The following is a 14,834-nucleotide window of genomic DNA, read 5'->3' as shown; positions in this document are numbered from 1 at the left end:
CTTGTCGATCCGGTGTCCGCCTATTCGACGCGATAGTAGAAGGACGCATCAGGTGTCCTCAACACGAAGGAGAAGAACAGTGAAGTTCATGCTGATAATGCGCGCTACCGATGAGGCAAAAAAGGCATACGAAATCGCCGATATCGAACAGATCATCAACGCGATGGGCGCCTACAACGAATCGCTGATGAACGCCGGGGTGCTGCTGGCCGGTGAAGGGCTTTCCGATGACATGAGCGAAGCGTTTGTTGTCGACTTCTCGGCCGAGCAACCCATCGTAACGGACGGTCCCTATGGGGAAACCCACGAGCTGTTCAATGGCTTTTGGATTATCCAGACCGCCAGCAAGGAAGAAGCGGTCCAGTGGGCCAGCCGGTGCCCCCTTGGCCCGGGCAGCAAACTCGAAGTCCGCCGCGTGACCGATATGAGCGACTTCGAAGACTTCTCCGACAACGAGTTCCTTCAGAAGGAGGCCGGCTGGCGCGAGGAACTCAACCAGCCCTGACCCCATGGCCGACAAGCACGTCACCACCTCAGCACCCGTGCTCCAGCGGACCCTGGACGCGGTGTGGCGGATCGAAAGCGCGCGGATCGTTGCAACACTGGCCAAGGTGACCGGCGACGTCGGTCTGGCGGAAGACCTCGCTCAAGAAGCCCTGATCGACGCCCTGAGGCAATGGCCCGAGTCTGGCGTCCCGGAGAACCCGGGCGCCTGGCTCACGGCCATAGCCAAACGCAAGGCGATAGATGCCTGGCGCCGCCGGGAGCGGCTCGACGAACGCTACCGCGCCATCGCCCACGACCTCACGGAGATGACCGAGGACCAGTGGCAGCCGATCCCGGATGATGTGCTCCGGCTCGTCTTCATCGCCTGCCACCCCGTGCTTTCCCGCGAGGGGCAGGTCGCCTTGACGCTGCGAACCGTCGGTGGCCTGACCACCGAGGAAATCGCACGGATGCTGCTCGTACCCGTCGCCACCGTCCAGCAGCGCATCGTCCGGGCCAAAAAGACTCTCGCAGCCGCGCAGGTCCCCTTTGACACGCCTGAGCCCAACGAGTGGAACGCCCGCCTGAGCGCGGTGCTTGCCGTGCTGTACCTCATCTTCACGGAAGGTTACGCCGCAACAACCGGTGACCGATGGATCCGCACCGAAGTTGCCAACGAAGCGCTGCGCCTGGGCCGCGTCCTGGCCGGCCTGCTGCCGCGGGAGCCCGAAGTTCACGGACTCCTTGCCTTAATGGAGTTCCAGGCGTCCCGGTTCGCGGCGCGCGTCAACCCCGACGGCAGCCCAATCCTGCTTGCAGACCAGGACAGAGCACGCTGGGACAGGACCCAGATCGGCCGCGGCCGTGCATCCCTGGCACGTGCCGACGCGCTCGGCCGCGGAAGGGGAAACTACTGCCTGCAGGCTGCCATCGCTCAATGCCACGCAACCGCCCGCAGCTTCGAAGAAACCGACTGGCACAAAATTGTGCTGCTCTACGAAGCCCTCGGACGCCTGGCGCCGGGCCCCGTCGTCGAACTTAACCACGCCGTAGCGGTTTCCATGGCCACCGGACCTGCTGCCGCCCTTGAAATCGTGGACCGCCTCGCCGCCGAGGGGGCCCTCCGCCGCTCACACCTCCTGCCCAGCATCAGGGGAGAACTGCTCACCAGGCTGGGAAGAACGGCTGAAGCCAAAACCGAACTGCTGCAGGCAGCCGCCTTCACCGCCAACGAACAGCAAAAAACAATCCTGCTGGCCAAGGCAGCCGGCCTCTGATATTGCCTCAGGTGCCGGCGGGACCGCTGAAGCGGCACCGACGGTGACCGGGCGGGTGGAGCTAGCAGGTGCCTGTGCGTTAGCATTTTTGTATCAAGGGGAGTACTCCCGTCGCGATTGACCCGTCACTACGGATGCAGCAATGCATCCCGGGTCGTCGGTTCCGGTTATGTCCGGGCGGAGGAGACCTTGGCGCCTATGTCCGACGCCTACCCTTTGGAGTGCCCACCATGCAGGTCACACCCCTAATCTGGTTAATCACTATTGCCGTGACTGTCCTCTTCTTCGTCTACGAGTTCTTCGCGCACGTGCGCAAACCCCACGAACCGACCATCGCCGAATCCGCGCGCTGGTCCGCCTTCTACATCGGGCTCGCCCTGTTGTTCGGCGCCGGCATCGGACTGGTCTCGGGCTGGACGTTCGGCGGCGAGTATTTCGCGGGCTATCTCACCGAGAAGGCCCTGTCGATTGACAACCTCTTCGTCTTCCTCATCGTCATGGCCGGCTTCGCGGTACCGAAGAAGTACCAGCAAAAAGTGCTGATGATCGGGATCGTCATTGCCTTGGTCCTCCGAGGCGGGTTCATCGCCATCGGCGCGGGACTCATTGCAAACTTTTCGTGGATTTTCTACATTTTTGGCGCCCTGCTGCTCGTTCTGGCCTACAAGCAGGCGTTCGGCAGCCATGACTCCAACCCGGCTGACGGCAGGTTCATGCGGCTCGTGCGCCGCATCCTGCCGGTGACCGATGAGTACCACCAGGACAAGCTCACCGTGAAGAAGGGCGGCACGCGGTTCGCCACACCGATGCTGCTGACCATCATCGCGATCGGCTTCGTGGACCTCATCTTCGCCGTCGACTCCATCCCCGCGATCTACGGCCTGACCAACGAGGCGTACATCGTCTTTACGGCCAACGCCTTTGCGCTGATGGGTCTACGCCAGCTCTTCTTCCTCATCGGCGGACTGCTCGAACGCCTGGTCTACCTCGCGCAGGGACTCGCCGTCATCCTGGCGTTCATTGGCGTGAAACTCGTCTTCCACGCACTGCACGTCAACGAGCTGTCCTTCATTAACGGCGGGGAGCCGCTCCTTTGGGCGCCCGAAATCCCCATCTCGTTCTCGCTGCTGTTCATCGCAGCCACCATCGCCGTCGCCACACTTGCAAGCCTTACCAAGACCCGCGGGGAGGCGAAAATGAACGACCGTCACCTGGTGGACAGCGAGCAGGTAACCGCAGCCCATGCGGAGGACGGAAACGCGGAACCTGACGCCGGCGGGACCACGAGTGCCACTGCGGAAGCCTTCAAGTAGCTGCGGCACCGGGGGCCTGACAGGGCGGACGGAAGGAGCAGACCGGTAGCTAAGAAAGACTGGTTGTAAGACAAAGAGTGGGGCGGCGGGCAGAAACCCGCCGCCCTACTCCGGTGGTTCGGGCCTTCTTGGCCCGGGCCACCCAGGCATATCCACTCTCCCTGCATTAGCAGGTAATCACAGGAGCTGTAGCAACGGTCAGGAAACGATTCTGCGCCTTAGCCGTAAGGGGAAAAAACATGTTGACGTCCGGCTCAAATCGTCGGGTCCGGTGACCGTTTGGCTGCAGCTGGATGCTGGCTGCAATTGCCAGACGGTACCGAAAAGGCCCGGGTTCGTACGTCGACAGCGATCTCGGCGTCCGCTAACCGCAGCCGCACCCGCCGCCCTGCACCGCCCTAAGGCGGGGGCCACATTCAGGCAGGCACCCGGCAACCTTCCCTTTTCATACTGCAGGCCGCAGACGGCCTGCAGTATGGGCAGGATCAGCGCCTGCGGGAGCGCGCCCCACCCGACGTACTGGAGTACGACGGCGGAAAGCGGAAGGTAACCAAGCGTCCCGAACTGTTCTGGGAACCAAGGATCACCGCCTTCGAAAGGTAACCTTCCCGTTAGGAAACATCAACGGTATATTTATTGCTGGCAACTGATATATAAGTTCTGTAACAGTTGGTTTGCTGAAGGATCGATCGTCCACTCGATGAGGAGTAAGACAGAATGAAACAACTCGCGCACCGGCTCGAACGGCTGGGCACTGAAACCGCCTTCAGCGTCGCCCAAGCGGCCGCCGCCTGGAAAGCGAGGGGGAACCCCGTCTACCCCTTCCATCTGGGCGACATCAACATCCCTACCGCCCCGCATATCGTCGAAGCCATGAACCGGGCGATCGCCGACGGCTATACCGGCTATTGTCCCGGCCCGGGCATCCCGCAGTTGCGGGAGGCCCTTGCAGAAGATATCGGAGCCCGCCGAGGTATTGAGTTCTCCCCGGACAACGTCGTGGTAATGACGGGAGGCAAGCCCGTTATCACCAAGTTCCTGCAGGCGGTCATGAACCCTGGCCAGGAAGTGCTCTACCCGAACCCCGGCTTCCCGATCTACGAATCGCAGATCGAGTATCTCGGTGGCACTGCCGTGCCTTACCGTTACCTGCCCACGCCCCAGGGCTTCGCGATTGATCTCGACCAGGTCCGCGCATCAATCACACCCAATACTGTCGCAATCATCTACAACGACCTGCAGAACCCCATCTCGGCCGAGTCGACCGCTGCTGAGCGGGAGGCAATCGCCCAGCTCGCGCAGGAGCACGACCTCTGGGTACTCTCCGATGAGGCGTACTTCGAGACGCGCTACGAGGGTCTCTCGAGCTCGATCGCGTCGCTTCCCGGCATGGCGGAGCGCACCGTGATCCTGTACACCTTCAGCAAGAAGTTCGCCATGACCGGATCCCGCCTGGGCTGTGCCGTCGCCCCAATCGAGATCGCCAAAATCCTCAGCACACTTAACACCAACGATGAGTCGTGCACGACGCACTACGTGCAGTGGGCCGGCATCGAAGCGCTGCGCGGCAGCCAGGAACCCGTGCAGCAGATGCTCGACATCCTGCGCGGGCGCCGGGATGCCGCATGTGAACTCGTCAACGACATCTCCGGCGTACATGTCGCGGTGCCGCAGTCGACGTTCTACCTGTTCCCTGATGTCACCGAGGCCATGGAGCGCATGGGGTATACGGCAGTCGGCGATTTCGCCTCCGCAGCGCTGTACGAAACCGGCGTCTCCTTCTGCACGCGTGAGCATTTCGGCCGCCGCCAGCCCGGCGAAGAGCGGCAGTACATCCGGCTCGCCTACTCGGGCATCGACGTCACCGATATCCACGATGGCCTCGGCCGCCTGCGCAAGTGGATCGAGACGGCATGAGCCGGGTCGTTGTCACGGGACGGGTACCCGAAGCCGCACTTGAGAAGTTGCGTACCGAGCACGAAGTCGATGCCTGGGAGGGTCCGGAGTCGATCGGCCGCGAGGAGCTGCTGCGCCGGGTAGAGGGTGCCGATGCCGTGGTGAGCCTGCTGACCGAACGCATTGACGCCGAACTGCTCGACGCCGCCGGCCCACAACTCAAGGTCGTCGCGAACGTTGCCGTGGGGTACGACAACATCGACGTGCCCGCCTGCACCGAGCGGGGCGTCGTCGCCACCAACACACCGGGTGTGCTCACGGAGGCCACGGCCGACATCGCGTTCGGCCTCATCCTTTCGGCGACCCGGCGGCTCGGCGAGGGGGAACGGCTCATCCGCTCCGGTCAGGCCTGGAAGTGGGGCATGTTCTTCCTGCTCGGCAGCAGCCTGCAAGGCAAGACCCTCGGCGTCGTCGGTATGGGCGGCATCGGCCGGGCGACCGCCCGCCGGGCCAAAGCCTTCGGAATGGAAATCGTCTACCAGTCCCGCAGTGAGATCGACCCCGCGACCGCAGCCAACCTGGGTGCCCGGCGGGTCGATCTCGCTGAGTTGCTGGCCATCTCCGACGTCGTCTCCCTGCACTGCCCCTACGGGCCTGCCACGCATCACCTGATCGGCGTCCAGCAACTCGCGGCGATGAAGAGCACGGCGTACCTTATCAACACGGCGCGCGGACCGATCGTTGACGAAGCAGCCCTCGCTTCTGCCCTCCGCGAGGGACAAATCGCAGGCGCCGGTCTCGATGTTTTCGAGAAAGAGCCCGACGTGCACCCTGGATTGCTCGAGCTTGAGAACGTGGCGCTCGTGCCCCACCTCGGCTCCGCTACTGTCGAAACGCGCACCGCGATGGCGATGCTCGCCGCAGACAACGCGCTCGCCCTTCTCAGCGGCGAACAACCGGCCACACCGATCAATTAGTGGCACCGGGCGGACTTCTGAAGGAACAGCATCTCAGTCGTTCTGCACTGCCCTTGCCTTAGTGGAGCAACTGCTGTCCCCTGCGACGCAACTTCCCAGGCACCACAGCTTAGAGAGAGAAAACAGTGACGCGTATAGGCATCGTGGCCGAGTTGGGTCGCGAAACGAGGGTGGCGGCAACGCCTGTCACCGTGAAACAGTTGTTGGGTTTGGGCTACGACGTTGTGGTCGAGAAGGGCGCGGGTGAGTCCGCTTCCTTCCGGGACGATGCGTATGTCGATGCGGGTGCCTTGCTTGTTGGGGCTGACGAGGCGTGGGGCAGCGACGTTGTGCTGCGGGTCAATCCGCCCACGGAGGATGAGATCGCCCGCCTCGCTGACGGTGCCACTCTTATCGGGATGCTTAGCCCGGGGTTGCGGCCGGAGTTGGTGGAGGCGTTGGCGGCGCGGCCCATCACTGCTTTGGCTTTGGATGCGGTGCCGCGGATCTCGCGGGCGCAGTCGATGGATGTCCTCAGTTCGATGGCGAACATCGCCGGGTATCGTGCCGTCATTGAGGCCGCGCATGAGTTCGGCCGGTTTTTCACTGGGCAGGTCACCGCAGCGGGCAAGGTCCCGCCGGCGAAGGTCCTCGTCGCCGGAGCCGGTGTCGCCGGCTTGGCGGCAATTGGCGCTGCCAGCAGCCTGGGCGCGATCGTTCGCGCTACTGATCCGCGGCCTGAGGTGGCGGATCAGGTGAAGTCCATTGGTGGTACTTACCTCAAGGTTGAGGTAGAGGAGGAGATGAAGTCCTCCGACGGGTATGCAAAAGCAACGTCCGAGGCGTACAACAGGCGCGCAGCCGAAATCTACACCGAGCAGGCGGCTGATGTCGACATCGTCATCACCACGGCCCTGATCCCGGGTCGGCCCGCTCCCAAGCTGCTCACGGCGAACGATGTGGCAGCGATGAAATCCGGCAGTGTCATCGTGGATATGGCTGCCGGGCAGGGCGGGAATGTGGAAGGCTCCGTCGCTGGGGAGCGGGTGGTAACGGAGAACGGTGTGGTGATCCTGGGGTATACGGATCTTCCGGCGCGTCTTCCGGCGCAGGCGTCCCAGCTGTACGGGACAAACCTGGTGAACCTGCTAAAGCTCCTGACCCCGGACAAGGACGGTCAGCTGCGGCTCGATTTTGCGGATGTGGTGCAGCGGTCGGTGACGGTGGTGCGCGAGGGCGAGAAGACGTGGCCGCCACCGCCGGTTCAGGTCTCCGCCGCACCGGCGGCCAAGACCCAGGCTGAGGTTGCCGAAAGTCCTGGGCCGAAGAAGAAACAGGGCCTCAGCACGGCCGGTAAGGCCGGGCTGTTCGCCGCGGGCATCGCCGCGCTGTTCCTGGTCAACGCGGTTGCCCCGGCGCCGCTGCCGCAGCACTTCACGGTTTTGATGCTCTCGATCGTGGTCGGGTTCTATGTGATCGGGAAAGTCCACCACGCCCTGCACACCCCGCTGATGTCAGTCACTAATGCGATCTCCGGAATCATCGTGGTCGGTGCCCTGCTGCAGGTCACCTCCGAGAACATCGTGATGCAAGTGCTCGCCGCCGTCGCGGTGCTGCTGGCCAGCATTAACATTTTCGGCGGATTCGCCGTCACCCGGCGCATGCTCGCCATGTTCTCCGCCGGGAAGGTCCGTTCATGAGCGCCGCCACCGCAACAGCAGCAACACTGACGAGGAGCCTTACCGTGACTGACACCGTCTCCGGTCCATTGACCGCCGACTCCATCGCGGGGGCGGCCTACATCGTCGCGGCCCTGCTGTTCATCCTCAGCCTCGCCGGGCTGAGCAAACACGAGAAAGCGCGCGCGGGGGTCGCCTACGGCATCACCGGCATGGTCATCGCCCTCGCCGCCACCATCTGGCTGACACTCCAGGACGCCTGGGGCACCGGCCACGCCCTGACCGGCCTGGGCCTGCTGGTCGCTGCGGTCGCCATCGGCGGGGCAATCGGACTCTGGCGCGCCCGGGTGGTCGAAATGACCGGCATGCCCGAACTCATTGCCCTGCTGCACAGCTTCGTCGGCCTCGCCGCCGTGCTCGTGGGGTGGAACGGCCACCTCGAAGCCCCTGCGTTGTCTTCAGACCTGATGGCGATCCACCACGCCGAGGTGTTCATCGGCGTGTTCATCGGCGCTGTCACGTTCACCGGCTCGATCGTGGCATTTCTTAAACTTTCCGCCCGGATGAAGTCCTCACCCCTGATGCTGCCAGGCAAAAACGGGATCAACCTCGGCGCCCTCGTTGTGTTCATCGTCCTGACGGTCTGGTACGTCAACGACTCCCAGCTCTGGCTGCTCATCGTTGTCACGGCCCTGGCCCTGGGGCTCGGCTGGCACCTCGTGGCCTCCATCGGCGGCGGCGACATGCCCGTGGTGGTGTCCATGCTCAACAGCTACTCCGGCTGGGCCGCCGCCGCGGCGGGCTTCCTGCTGAACAACGACCTGCTCATCATCACCGGCGCCCTGGTCGGCTCCTCCGGTGCATACCTTTCCTACATCATGTGCAAGGCCATGAACCGGTCCTTCATCTCCGTGATAGCCGGCGGCTTCGGCATCGCCGCCCCAGCCAGCAAAGGGGACACGGACCAGGGCGAGCACCGGGAAATCACTGCCGAAGCCACCGCGGAAATGCTCACCAACGCCTCGTCCGTCGTCATCACCCCCGGTTATGGCATGGCCGTCGCCCAGGCCCAGTACCCCGTCGCTGAACTGGCCAACCAGCTCCGCGAAAAAGGCGTAGACGTCCGGTTCGGCATTCACCCCGTCGCCGGGCGCCTGCCCGGGCACATGAACGTCCTCCTTGCCGAAGCCAAAGTCCCGTACGACATTGTCCTGGAAATGGACGAAATCAACGACGACCTCGGCGACACCTCCGTGGTCCTGGTCATCGGCGCGAACGACACCGTCAATCCCGCCGCCGCCGAAGACCCGGGAAGCCCCATCGCCGGGATGCCCGTCCTCAAAGTCTGGGAAGCCGAGAACGTCATCGTGTTCAAACGCTCCATGGCCGCCGGCTACGCCGGCGTCCAGAACCCCCTGTTCTACCGCGACAACTCCCAAATGCTCTTCGGCGACGCCAAACAACGCGTCGAAGACATCCTCCGCGCCTTCTGACCGAACGCACCTTCGAAGATGAGAAGAGAGACCATGCCCAGACGTCGAACAGCAGTCCATAGCGGAGCTCAGACAGCACTTCCACCAGGTAGGCCCAATCAGGGTCTTGGCGCTGAAGACGCACTTTTTGCGCAGGCTTTTGGCATTGACGACTATGCAGCATCTCCTTGGATAGGCCTTCACTACAGACACGAGTTGTTGCTGCACTGCAATCACGAATTATTGGAGCAGCGGAAGGACTAGGCCGGAACTGGGCCCATGGTCACTCCTCCTCGTTTCGTACAGCGGTTTCCAGCTGAATCGATGACCGGTGGTGGCGATCGACGTTGGGGCCGCGGTGGGCAGTACCTCCGCGCCCGCTCCGCCGCTTGTGTGACGACGCCGGCTGGGCGCTTTAGCCTTTGACGTCCAGTCCGGCCTGCGAAATAAGCTCGGTCAGCCACGGCCGGTGTTCATGATGGAATGTGATGCCCTCCGGCAGGCCCTGCACCGACGGCCCCGAGTGGGTGATGTCAATGGTGATCCGGCTGCCGGCGAGTGGTGCGTTGGTAATGTGCAGGTCCCCGTAGGACTCCGGCAGGGCTGGATCCATCCAGAAGCCGCCCCGCGAAACGTGGGCGTCGTAGCGCATCAGGTTGGTGATCAGCATGATGGGGGTGGTTGCCGCCCACGCCTGGGGTGAGCAGGCGGTGGGGTACGGCACCGGTTCAGCCACCTGTTCCCGGCTGAAACCGCAGAACAGTTCCGGGAGCCGCCCGTCGGAGTAGTCCGCCGCTTCAAGCAGGGCTGTAGCGATCCGTTGCGCCTCCTCCACGAATCCGTAGCGCATGAGGCCCGCCGCGGTGATCGCGTTGTCATGCGGCCAGACAGACCCGTTGTGGTAGCTTGCCGGGTTGTAGGCACCCATATCCGTGGCAAGGGTCCGGACGCCCCATCCACTGAACATCTCCGGTGACATCAGCCGCTCGGCCACCAGCGGCACCTTGTCATCGTCAACTATGCCGTGCCACAGGCACTGGCCCATGTTTGAGGCACAGGCATTCACCTGGCGCTTCCTGCCGTCCAGCGCGACAGCGAAGTAGCCGCGTTCCGGCAGCCAGAACGCTTCGTTAAACTTCTTCTTCAGCGCCGCCGCCTCTTCGGTGAGCTGCGCCGCCAAAGGCGCGTCGCCGCCGTCGTACGCCATCCACGCCCGTGACAGCAGCGCGGAGTACACCATCGCCTGCACCTCACAAAGTGCTATGGGCGGCTCCGCTAGGGTGCCGTCGGCGAAATTGATGCCGTCCCACGAGTCCTTCCAACCCTGGTTGAGCAGGCCCTGGTCGTTGAGGCGGGAGTACTCGACGAAGCCGTCTCCGTCCTTGTCGCCGTAGTTCCGGACCCAGTCCAGTGCGCGGTCCGCGTTGGGCAGGAGGGCTGCGATGGTGTCCTTCGCGAAGCCCCACCGGCTGACTGAGGCCAGGGTCATCACAAACTGGGGAGTGGCGTCCACGCTGCCGTAGTAGACCGACTTGCCGCCCAGAGCCAGCCCGGAAGACACCCCCAGCCGTACCTCGTGAAGAATCTTCCCGGGTTCCTCCTCACTCACCGGGTCCACCACCTTGCCCTGGCGGTCAGCCAGGGTCTGCAAGGTGCCAAGAGCCAGTGACGGGTCCACAGGAAGGGCCATTTCGGAAGCCCACAGAGAGTCACGCCCAAACAGCGTCATGAACCACGGTGCTCCCGCGGCCACCACAATCCGCTCCGGATGCGCAGGGTCCTCGATCCGAAGTGCGCCGAGGTCGTCGTAACTGCGCCGCAGCGTCCGCTCTATGGACCGGTTGGTCATCTGCAGCCTGGGAATCTTCGCGACCCACTCCTGGTGCCGCCGGTCGCTCGGTGAGGTGCCATGCCGGACAGGGCGCGAAACGTTGCGCTGCCCGGCCGGTGCGACGCTCAGCCGCGTGCCCCAGTGGCCGTAACCGGGTACCGTCGCTTGGTACGTGAGCGCGCCGGCGGTGGCTACGGCCCCGCGTCCCCGCACCAGGACAGCATTCCGCAGGTCCTGCCAGGCAGCGCTGATAATCAGGGAATCGCCGTCGGCTCCACGGACGACCTCCCAGCGCCGCTGGACCCTCGCCTCCTTTACCTCGAACAGGTCCGCGAAGTCCGAATCGACGCCGACGGAGATGTCACACTCCACCGGGTCTCCGGAGTAGTTGCGAATGGTGATTTCTTCAACCACGCCGGCAGCCACTTCCCGCAGGCGCTCCACGATCAGAGGGCTGTCCGCGTATCCGTCCCCGCGCGGAACGCGGCCGATGAAGAGTGCCCGGTAGGGTTCCTTCGTTTCCGCGGCCAGCGGCTCGAGCGGCTGGCCGTTCACCGTCATGCTCCACCCGGACAAAATCCGGGTGTCCTCGTGGAACACGCCGTGGGGAAGTTCCGGGTGGATGTCGCCATTGGCGGCCGAGATGCAGAAAGACGAGCCTTCCACCAGCGTTACCGTTCCCGCCCCCACAGGCCCCGCCGCTGTGTCTGCATTCCATCCAGCCATGACCGCTCCTCTGACGGCTGCAACCGTTCCCGGCGGAATAGACGTTACGCCTCAGGCAGGGCTGGTGAAAGGGGCGGTGCGCAGCAGCGGCAGGACGTCGTCGAGCACATCCTGGTCAACAGCCCTGGTACGCATCGACAATCTCCAGCAGGTGGAGGCCGTACAGCAGCCGCGCGTCGTCGACCAAGCATCGCAACGGCTCGAACACGTCGTTGGAACAAGGGATCCTCAGCCCACCCATCGCCGCCGACGAGCATTCCTGTGTCTAACAGCAGTCGGCTTGCCCGCCCTGCCACGGCGCGTGAATGCGGTTTACTGCTGCCGCGGCGGCCAGTTCTGCCGCCAGTCCCAAAGCGGCAGCTCGGCGGACTGTCCGCCAGCAATGCAGCGCGTCGGTGAAATCAATAAATCGGCGGTGCTCGACCCCCAGGTCCGCAGGATCGTTTGGAACCTTCGTCGGCTTGCCGATAAAGATACTGACTTCGGTAAACCCGTCCTTTAGACCGCGCGTATTGAAATGAGCTCGTAAACCATGGCCGAACTCATCGCCGGTCCGCGGCAGGTCAGCCGGGATCGCGGGCCGCGGCGAGCACGCAGTTCGATGTCGATGCGCGCGGGGTGAGGAGGCGATCCGGTAATACGGATCCGCCAGTGATCACCGTTGCGGGAGGTCTCAACCACCTTGTAGTCATTCCGGCCGGCCGGGCCGAAACGACTGAGCGTGGCCGCCACAGCGGCCTGCTGTGCTGGGACGAGATCTGTGTACCCACGTAGATGCTCCGCATGGATACGGCCCGCGAGGTGTTCTTCGATCGTGGCGACGGATGAGTCCACGTCCAAATTTCCGTAGTAGACACCGTCAGGAGCAACCACTACGTTCGCTGCGAACCTGTCACCTCCTACATGCGAACATTCCCACACCAGCTCCGGCCACCGCTCACTCAGCACACGTCCAACGGGCCGTCCCCACACAGCACAGCATTGGTCATGTTGGCTGTGAGTGCAGACCAGGATGACAGGCGGATAGCCGAGCGTCCCGGGAAGGCTGAGGGCTCTGGCAACCTCCGCCAGATCGCCATCCTTGCCCCACGTTCCCCAGTGCTGACGATAGGCGCCCGAATCCTCATGCCGCAGTACTGCCCAATGGCTCTGACCCTCACGGCGGCGTGGGCCGGGCCGTCGCACCAGCAGCACCCGCGCCCGCGCCGCTTTCGCGGCGGAGAGCAAGAGTGCTTTGATCCCAGGCTCGAGATCAAGCCCCTCGAAGCCATTGAGCGGCCACCCGCCCCGGTACTCGATGAGGACCCAGACGAGGCCATGCGACCCTGTGCCTGCAATAGGATCACCGCGCAGGCGGGCGCCTTCAGAGCAGAAAAAGCGCTCTGTGGCCGCCACTGTGGCGAACTCGCTGTCTGTATCATTGTTCAACGGGAACGAGGACCCCCGCGCGCAACAGTCTTTCAACAAGCTCGACGCCGAGATCACCCGCGGTGTGAACCTCCCCGTCCAGCGCGCACATCACAGATGGCAGATCGGCCTCCGGGAAGTCCAGCCAACCCACGCGTGTGGACAGGCGCGGTCCCTCCAGCCGTGCTTCCAGTGCATCGCGAAGCCGCACCACCGACGTGGGGCTCAGGCTTTTGACAGCCGCGAGCTGGGCCAGCGGTCCCAGCGGCGCGGGACGTCCCTGTCCTCGCCGGGTGCGGTGGAACAACGCAGTGGTATCAGCCTCGGCGAGGGCAGCCGCCAATCGGCCACGGACCATGTCGATCTCACCGTTTGGTCCGTCGACGCCCAACGGCAATGCACGGCGCATCTCAGGATCGTCGCACAGCGCTGCGAGTGCGGCCTGGGCGAGTTGTTCGGCCAATGCGTAGCGGGTCCAGCTGTGGATTCCAAGCGTGAGGTGGATGGAGACCTCGCCCTGCGCCTGCGCGGCATGCAACCAGCCCCGCGGCAGGTAGAGGACATCCCCCGGCTCAAGCACGGTGTCGATATACGCCTCGCCTTTGGCGGCCTCTGTCACGCTGGAGCGGCGATCGGTCCAGGGCTGATCACGCAACGGGTCCGTGTGAATCGGCTCATGGATGATCCAGCGCTTTGTCCCCTCGATCTGCAGGACGAAGACGTCGTGCACGTCGTAGTGAGCGTCGAACCCACGGTTCTGAGGCGGCGTGATGTAGGCATTGGCCTGCACCGGATGTCCAAGCTCCGTGCTTAGTCTGCTGCTGAGGTGGCTGACCGGCTCCCATGTGCGGTGCAGTGCCTGCAGTACGAGTGTGGCGCCGTCGGCGAATTTGCGCCAAAGCGCCGTGTCGTCGAGCTGGTCAGCGATGGTGGCGCCGACGCCGGCGGGTGAGGTGAATGACGAGTCGGGAAATGTAGAGCCGCCCTTGGCAACGCGGAGAAAAGGTGTGCGCAGTCCACGGCGAGAGACCAGTTCGTCGACGGCCTCAGCAGAGAACAGATCGGAGAAGTCGCCTGCGCCACGCGTGAGCAGCGCCGCGCGCCCCCAGACGTCGTCGGCGAACCTTTCACGCCCAATTTTGATCAGGTGTGTCTCCAGGACCCCGCCGCTTTCCAAGGCGTCGGGATCCTGGAAGTCCGTGCGGGTGGTGCTCAAAACTTAGATGCCCCGTTCCGCGGCTCCCCCATCGGCACCACCGTCAGCACCGCCGTCGGCTCCGCCGTCGGCACCACCATTGGCACCGCCGTCGGCACCACCATCGGCACCACCATCGGCACCACCATCGGCACCACCATCGGCACCACCGTCGTGCATGCCGGGGACGCCGTCCGCGCCACCGTCCGCGGGGCCTTCCTGCTGGTTTGGATCCTGCTCTGGACTGGTCATGCTTCCTCCCAAGAATCGAATCTAGAATCAGCTCCATTACTGGCGCCTGGTCACCCAACCGGGCGACCCCTCATCGGCACCGCCCGTGATCACCCTAACCGCACGGGCCAGCCCTGGGAACAACCCTTTTTATTACCCAGGTCCCGGCATCCTGGTACAACGATGGAATCGCCTTGGGCTCGTCATGGTCACAGCTGGCCACGTCATGTGAATATCCCCGGACGGAAGCGACGGGCGCACGGTTCAACCACGCAAAGTCAACACCTTCTTTCGCCCCACACCCTCCCGGTCATGCTGCCTGCTCTTCGCATTCCGATGGATGAGTGGAAGCTGTGTATTGCTGC

12 protein-coding genes are annotated in these 14,834 nt (G+C 63.9%); 8 read left to right on the top strand and 4 right to left on the bottom strand.

Annotated elements, in window-relative coordinates:
- Positions 1–79 precede the first annotated feature (79 nt).
- The 7 genes from AC5RTE_RS01020 (at position 80) to pntB (ending at position 9,100) form a co-directional block, all read left to right on the top strand.
- On the top strand, positions 80–505 hold the full coding sequence (locus AC5RTE_RS01020; RefSeq protein ID WP_494039560.1) for a YciI family protein: 426 nt from the start codon (positions 80–82) through the stop codon (positions 503–505).
- A 4-nt stretch (positions 506–509) separates the two neighbouring features.
- Positions 510–1,763, top strand: a complete 1,254-nt coding sequence (locus AC5RTE_RS01015) for an RNA polymerase sigma factor (RefSeq protein WP_494039559.1) — start codon at positions 510–512, stop codon at positions 1,761–1,763.
- Between the two features lie 230 nt (positions 1,764–1,993).
- On the top strand, positions 1,994–3,076 hold the full coding sequence (locus AC5RTE_RS01010) for a TerC family protein (RefSeq protein ID WP_494039558.1): 1,083 nt from the start codon (positions 1,994–1,996) through the stop codon (positions 3,074–3,076).
- A 717-nt stretch (positions 3,077–3,793) separates the two neighbouring features.
- The gene (locus tag AC5RTE_RS01005; protein WP_494039557.1) at positions 3,794–4,993 is read left to right on the top strand and encodes a pyridoxal phosphate-dependent aminotransferase; all 1,200 of its coding nucleotides are present in this window, start codon (positions 3,794–3,796) and stop codon (positions 4,991–4,993) included.
- Positions 4,990–5,949, top strand: a complete 960-nt coding sequence (locus AC5RTE_RS01000; RefSeq protein WP_494039556.1) for a 2-hydroxyacid dehydrogenase — start codon at positions 4,990–4,992, stop codon at positions 5,947–5,949. The genes AC5RTE_RS01005 and AC5RTE_RS01000 overlap by 4 nt, the downstream gene beginning before the upstream one ends.
- Before the next feature lie 125 nt (positions 5,950–6,074).
- Positions 6,075–7,628: a Re/Si-specific NAD(P)(+) transhydrogenase subunit alpha gene (locus tag AC5RTE_RS00995; protein ID WP_494039555.1), complete on the top strand. Its 1,554-nt coding sequence runs from the start codon at positions 6,075–6,077 to the stop codon at positions 7,626–7,628.
- Complete coding sequence (gene pntB / locus AC5RTE_RS00990; protein WP_494039554.1) at positions 7,625–9,100, top strand: Re/Si-specific NAD(P)(+) transhydrogenase subunit beta; 1,476 nt, start codon at positions 7,625–7,627, stop codon at positions 9,098–9,100. The genes AC5RTE_RS00995 and pntB overlap by 4 nt, the downstream gene beginning before the upstream one ends.
- A gap of 394 nt (positions 9,101–9,494) precedes the next feature.
- Here pntB and AC5RTE_RS00985 read toward each other — a convergent pair whose 3' ends face one another.
- Entirely contained in the window at positions 9,495–11,636 is a 2,142-nt protein-coding gene (locus AC5RTE_RS00985) for an amylo-alpha-1,6-glucosidase (protein WP_494039553.1), read from the bottom strand.
- On the opposite strand from AC5RTE_RS00985, the gene AC5RTE_RS00980 reads away from it, so the two are divergent.
- A complete protein-coding gene (locus tag AC5RTE_RS00980) occupies positions 11,635–12,138 on the top strand; it encodes a hypothetical protein (RefSeq protein ID WP_494039552.1) in 504 nt (167 codons plus the stop codon). The two genes, AC5RTE_RS00985 and AC5RTE_RS00980, sit on opposite strands and share 2 nt — an antisense overlap.
- On the opposite strand, the gene AC5RTE_RS00975 is transcribed toward AC5RTE_RS00980, so the two are convergent.
- Genes AC5RTE_RS00975 through AC5RTE_RS00965 form a run of 3 tightly spaced genes read right to left on the bottom strand, consistent with a single transcriptional unit; the run spans position 12,135 to position 14,490 of the window.
- The gene (locus AC5RTE_RS00975; RefSeq protein WP_494039551.1) at positions 12,135–13,064 is read right to left on the bottom strand and encodes a sucrase ferredoxin; all 930 of its coding nucleotides are present in this window, start codon (positions 13,062–13,064) and stop codon (positions 12,135–12,137) included. The two genes, AC5RTE_RS00980 and AC5RTE_RS00975, sit on opposite strands and share 4 nt — an antisense overlap.
- A complete protein-coding gene (locus tag AC5RTE_RS00970) occupies positions 13,054–14,259 on the bottom strand; it encodes a cupin domain-containing protein (RefSeq protein ID WP_494039550.1) in 1,206 nt (401 codons plus the stop codon). Before AC5RTE_RS00970 ends, AC5RTE_RS00975 begins: the two co-directional genes overlap by 11 nt.
- Positions 14,260–14,262: 3 nt before the next feature.
- Complete coding sequence (locus tag AC5RTE_RS00965; RefSeq protein WP_494039549.1) at positions 14,263–14,490, bottom strand: BatC protein; 228 nt, start codon at positions 14,488–14,490, stop codon at positions 14,263–14,265.
- Positions 14,491–14,834 lie beyond the last annotated feature (344 nt).

This window comes from Arthrobacter sp. K41, assembly GCF_059089645.1.
This window is presented reverse-complemented; position numbering and strand designations above follow the sequence as displayed.

Excerpts from the sequence above, each read along its gene's own strand:
- AC5RTE_RS01000 (WP_494039556.1), top strand. The coding sequence starts at position 4,990 with ATGAGCCGGGTCGTTGTCACGGGACGGGTACCCGAAGCCGCACTTGAG.
- AC5RTE_RS01015 (WP_494039559.1), top strand. The coding sequence starts at position 510 with ATGGCCGACAAGCACGTCACCACCTCAGCACCCGTGCTCCAGCGGACC.
- pntB (WP_494039554.1), top strand. The coding sequence starts at position 7,625 with ATGAGCGCCGCCACCGCAACAGCAGCAACACTGACGAGGAGCCTTACC.
- AC5RTE_RS01005 (WP_494039557.1), top strand. The coding sequence starts at position 3,794 with ATGAAACAACTCGCGCACCGGCTCGAACGGCTGGGCACTGAAACCGCC.
- AC5RTE_RS00965 (WP_494039549.1), bottom strand. The coding sequence starts at position 14,490 with ATGACCAGTCCAGAGCAGGATCCAAACCAGCAGGAAGGCCCCGCGGAC.
- AC5RTE_RS00985 (WP_494039553.1), bottom strand. The coding sequence starts at position 11,636 with ATGGCTGGATGGAATGCAGACACAGCGGCGGGGCCTGTGGGGGCGGGA.
- AC5RTE_RS00980 (WP_494039552.1), top strand. The coding sequence starts at position 11,635 with ATGACCGCTCCTCTGACGGCTGCAACCGTTCCCGGCGGAATAGACGTT.
- AC5RTE_RS01010 (WP_494039558.1), top strand. The coding sequence starts at position 1,994 with ATGCAGGTCACACCCCTAATCTGGTTAATCACTATTGCCGTGACTGTC.